This is a genomic window from Achromobacter sp. DMS1 (assembly GCF_001270295.1).
Map to the genome: position 1 here is coordinate 1 of NZ_LHSJ01000334.1, position 4,025 is coordinate 4,025.

The following is a 4,025-nucleotide window of genomic DNA, read 5'->3' on the forward strand; positions in this document are numbered from 1 at the left end:
CGCGGCTGGGGCTGTCGCGCACCTTCCAGCACGTGCGGCTGCTGGGCCGCATGAGCGTGCTCGAGAACGTGGCCATCGGCGCGCACTTGCGCGGCCATCGCGGCGTCATGGCGGCGTCGTGGCGGCTGGACCGCGCCGAGGAAGCGCGCCTGCTGGCCGAGGCGGCGCGCCAGATCGAGCGCGTGGGCCTGGGCGGGCACCTGCACGACGAAGCGGGATCGCTGGCGCTGGGACAGCAGCGCATCCTGGAAATCGCGCGGGCCCTGGCCTCGGACCCCTGCATCCTGCTGCTGGACGAGCCGGCCGCGGGGCTGCGCTATCAGGAAAAGCGCGAGCTGGGCGAGCTGCTGCGCAAGCTGCGCGCCGAAGGCATGGCCATTCTGCTGGTGGAGCACGACATGGATTTCGTGATGGGCATGGCCGACCGCGTGGCGGTCATGGATTTCGGCGAGAAGATCGCCGAAGGCTCGCCGTCGGAAATCCAGAACAACCCGGCGGTACTGGAAGCCTATCTGGGCGGAGTGGACGAAGAATGACGGCGACATTGCTGGAAGTGCGCGACCTGCGCGTGGCCTACGACAAGGTCGAGGCGGTTTCGGGCGTGAGCCTCGCGGTGGGCGAGGGGCAGATCGTGACGGTGATCGGCCCCAACGGCGCCGGCAAGACCACGCTGCTGTCGGCCATCATGGGCGTGCTGCCGTCCACCGGCGCAATCGTCTTCGGCGGCAGGCGCCACGAGCATGCCGAGATCGAGGAGATGGTGGCAGCCGGCATGAACCTGGTGCCCGAAAAGCGCGAACTGTTCGCCGAAATGACGGTGGAGGACAACCTGCTGCTGGGCGCCTTCGACCGCTACCGGCGCGGCCTGCGCGACCAGGACCGCACCCTGGACGAGGTGTATGCGCTGTTTCCGCGCCTGCGGGAGCGGCGCGCCCAGCTTTCGGGCACGCTGTCGGGCGGCGAGCGCCAGATGCTGGCGGTGGGCCGCGCCCTGATGGCCAAGCCCCGCCTGCTCATGCTGGACGAGCCCAGCCTGGGACTGGCGCCGCGCATCGTGCGGGAAGTGTTCCGCATCGTGGCGCGGCTGCGCGAAATGGGCGTGTCCATTCTGCTCATCGAGCAGAACGCGCGCGCCGCCCTGCAGGTGGCGGACCACGCCTACGTGCTGGAGATGGGAGCCGTCACGCTGGAAGGCCCGGCCCGCGAGGTCGCGCGCGATCCGCGCGTGGTGGAAATCTACCTGGGCCTCGGGCACGCCGGCGCGCAAGCGGAACAAAGGGCCTGACCCGCCTGCCGGAGCGGGCCGTTCAGACCACGCCGCGGCGGCGGTCGCGGCGGTACAGGGCGTAGCCCAGCGGCCACATCAGGGCCACCATCAGCCTGCCCACCTTGTTGGTGAGGCGGTAGGCCTTGAGCGCGGTGGTGGGCAGGCCCGAATTCTTGAGATGCAGGCGGAACCGCGTATAGCGCGCGGCGGCCATGAGGAACTCGCGCGGCCGGTAGCGGAAGAACGCCAGATGGTGCTGGAGCATGTCCCAGGCCAGCAGATACAGGCCCTGCGCGTTGTTGCCCACCGACACCGCGCTGCGGCTCAGGCCGCCCGGGGTGTCGTGATAGACGCGCACCACCTGGTTGATGAAGCGGCTCAGGTAGCCGGCGCGCGCGATGGCCCACCAGACCAGGCTTTCGGGCACGAAGCCGGCCACGTCCTCGGGAAACGGAAAGCGGCGCAGCACGTCGGTGCGCATGCAGCCGAATTTCTCGCCCTTGACGCGATAACGGAAATACACGTCCACGGCGGTGCTGTCGAGCACGTCCTGCGGGTAGCGGTCGCCCACGATGGAGCCGTCGGGGCGCGCGCACAGGCCGGTGACGGCCACGTAGGCGTCGCGGCGGCCGGCGGGAATGGACTCCCAGGCTTTCCTGAAGATCTCCAGCGCGTCGGGCGGCATTTCGTCGTCGCTGTCCAGCCCCACGATCAGCTGGCCGCGCGCTTCGCGCACGCCGCGGTTGAACGCCGTTTTCTTGTGCTGGTTGTTCTGCCACACGTAGCGGATGGGGAAGTCCGCCTGCGCCTGCCAGGCGAGCACGGCGGCATGGGTGTTGTCGGTGGAGCCGTCGTCGACCACCACCCATTCGAAGGCCCGGCAGGTCTGGCGCGACAGCGATTCATACACCCGGAGCAAGGTGGCCGCCCGGTTATAGGTCGGCGTGAGAACGGTGAAGAAAATTGCTGAATCAGTCATGCCTGCCGTGCCCCTTGCGATTCCGCGGAACCGCTGTGGTCTTGGTTCTTGGTGTTTTTCGCCTGCAGTGTAGGGTATATGCCTGTGCGAACCCATGAGAAGGAATCCGAATTTGCAATCAAATCTGACAAGGCGCGCCGGCCGATGCGGGCCCGGCCGGCACGGCCGCATCGGGCAGCCGCATTGGGCGACGCGCCCAAGTGGCGTAAACTCGTGCGGCCCCAACCGAGATGCCTATGGAAGCCTCGACCGTCCAGCTCAATGACATCGCCTTGTTCGTAGAGGTTGCCAAGCGCAAGAGCTTCAGCCGGGCCGCGCGCGCGCTGAACATGCCCACTTCCACCCTGTCGCGCCGCATCAGCGAACTGGAGCGCGCCATCGGGCTGCGCCTCATCAACCGCAATACGCGGCGCCTGGATCTCACCGAGGCCGGCGCGGCCTACATGGAACGCTGCCAGGGCCTGATCGACGAGGCCCGGCTCGCACACGAGCAGCTGCTGGCGCTGTCGGGCGGGCGTCGGGCACGCTGCGGGTGTCCATGCCCTACAGCCTCGCGATGTGGCTGCTGCCCGAAACCCTCAACGACTTCACCGAACGCTATCCCGAGGTGGCGTGCGAGTTCGACCTCAGCATGCTGACCGCTTCCGACGCGCAGGGCACGCCCTTCGACGTAGTGCTGCGGTTCGGCCGCGATGACGACTTCAACCCGTCACCCGGCGCGGTGGTGCAGAAGCTGGTCACGCTGGAAAACTACCTGTATGCGTCCGACCGCTACCTGGCGCGCCATGGCGAGCCGCAGCAGCCTTCGGATCTCAGCCGGCACGAATGCCTGCGCACCACCATCGACGAGGAACACTCGTACTGGACCCTGAAAAAGGGCGCCGTCACGGAGCGGGTGCCCGTCAGCGGGCACCTGGCCGCCAACAACATGAGCATCGCGGGCACGCTGGCCGGCATGGACCAGGCCATCACGCGCATGCCGCACTGCCAGGCGCTGGACCCCATCATCCAGCGCGACTCGCTGCGCCGCGTGCTGCCTGGCTGGTCGGTGGACCCCATTTCCATCTACGTGATCTACCCGTCGCGCATCCAGCCCGCCAAGACGCGGGCCTTCATGGATTTCATCGGCCCCATGCTGGGCCCGGCCAGCGGCCAGGGCTGAAAGCACATGAAAAGGCAGGGTAAAAAAACCGCGGAAGGCGCAAGCCCCGCGGTTTTCTTCGGATCGGCGCGAGAATCAGACGCGCTTGATCTTTTCCAGCATCTTGAACACGCCCTTGGGCGCCGTCACGAAAAGGCGCTTGAAGGACTTGCTCAGGCAACGGCGTTCCAGGGTGTTGCGACGCACGCGTTTGCGTTCAGCCATGTGATTCTCCTATTGAATCCGGTATTGAATGTGTTGACGGGCTCCCCACGACCGCAACCGTGATCGCATCGGGAAGTCCGGCAGTTTCCTGGCCGAGTTTCCGTGCCGACCCGTCGTTGACCGCATGGCGGAAAATTTGGATAACTTGGCATTGTAGCCAGAAATCAGCCCGCAACGCCAATCGGGCCCTACCCGCCATCCGTCCCCGCCGCCAGCAGGCGCGCCACGTCCGCCGGACCGGGCAAGGGATCCACCGCGCCGTAGCCCAGCGTGGACAAGGCGGCCGCGGCATTGGCGTAGCGCACGCGGCCGGCCAGGCCGTCGCCCCGGCAGCGCCGGGCCAGCAGATTGCCGGCGAAGCAGTCGCCCGCCCCGGTGGCGTCCACCGCTTCCACCCTGAACGCGGAAACGGC

Annotated in this window: 5 protein-coding genes and 1 pseudogene; 3 read left to right on the forward strand and 3 right to left on the reverse strand. The window is 67.5% G+C overall.

Annotated features, from left to right (window positions below):
• Nucleotides 1–536: ABC transporter ATP-binding protein (locus AD428_RS23710; RefSeq protein ID WP_152968211.1), on the forward strand; the 536-nt coding region annotated here is incomplete at its 5' end.
• On the forward strand, nt 533–1,285 hold the full coding sequence (locus AD428_RS23715; protein ID WP_053246786.1) for an ABC transporter ATP-binding protein: 753 nt from the start codon (nt 533–535) through the stop codon (nt 1,283–1,285). The genes AD428_RS23710 and AD428_RS23715, both read left to right, overlap by 4 nt.
• A gap of 22 nt (nt 1,286–1,307) precedes the next feature.
• Here the strand turns inward: AD428_RS23715 and AD428_RS23720 are convergent, their stop codons facing one another.
• Nucleotides 1,308–2,246 carry a glycosyltransferase family 2 protein gene (locus AD428_RS23720; RefSeq protein WP_053246787.1) on the reverse strand — a complete coding sequence of 313 codons (939 nt, stop codon included), beginning with the start codon at nt 2,244–2,246 and terminating at the stop codon, nt 1,308–1,310.
• Nucleotides 2,247–2,482: 236 nt separating this feature from the next.
• Between AD428_RS23720 and AD428_RS23725 the strand changes: the two are divergent.
• Nucleotides 2,483–3,408 (forward strand): annotated as a pseudogene (locus AD428_RS23725) (LysR substrate-binding domain-containing protein).
• A 75-nt stretch (nt 3,409–3,483) separates the two neighbouring features.
• Here the strand turns inward: AD428_RS23725 and AD428_RS29050 are convergent.
• Together AD428_RS29050 and AD428_RS23730 are read right to left on the reverse strand one after the other, a co-directional pair.
• Entirely contained in the window at nt 3,484–3,612 is a 129-nt protein-coding gene (locus tag AD428_RS29050; RefSeq protein ID WP_255352297.1) for a hypothetical protein, read from the reverse strand.
• A gap of 188 nt (nt 3,613–3,800) precedes the next feature.
• Nucleotides 3,801–4,025, reverse strand: a 225-nt coding sequence (locus AD428_RS23730; RefSeq protein WP_235491105.1) for a PfkB family carbohydrate kinase, incomplete at its 5' end; no start/stop codon positions are given.

Bases quoted from the DNA above. Each gene is read 5' to 3' on its own strand.
- AD428_RS23715 (WP_053246786.1), top strand. From the start codon at position 533: ATGACGGCGACATTGCTGGAAGTGCGCGACCTGCGCGTGGCCTACGAC.
- AD428_RS23720 (WP_053246787.1), bottom strand. From the start codon at position 2,246: ATGACTGATTCAGCAATTTTCTTCACCGTTCTCACGCCGACCTATAAC.
- AD428_RS29050 (WP_255352297.1), bottom strand. From the start codon at position 3,612: ATGGCTGAACGCAAACGCGTGCGTCGCAACACCCTGGAACGCCGTTGC.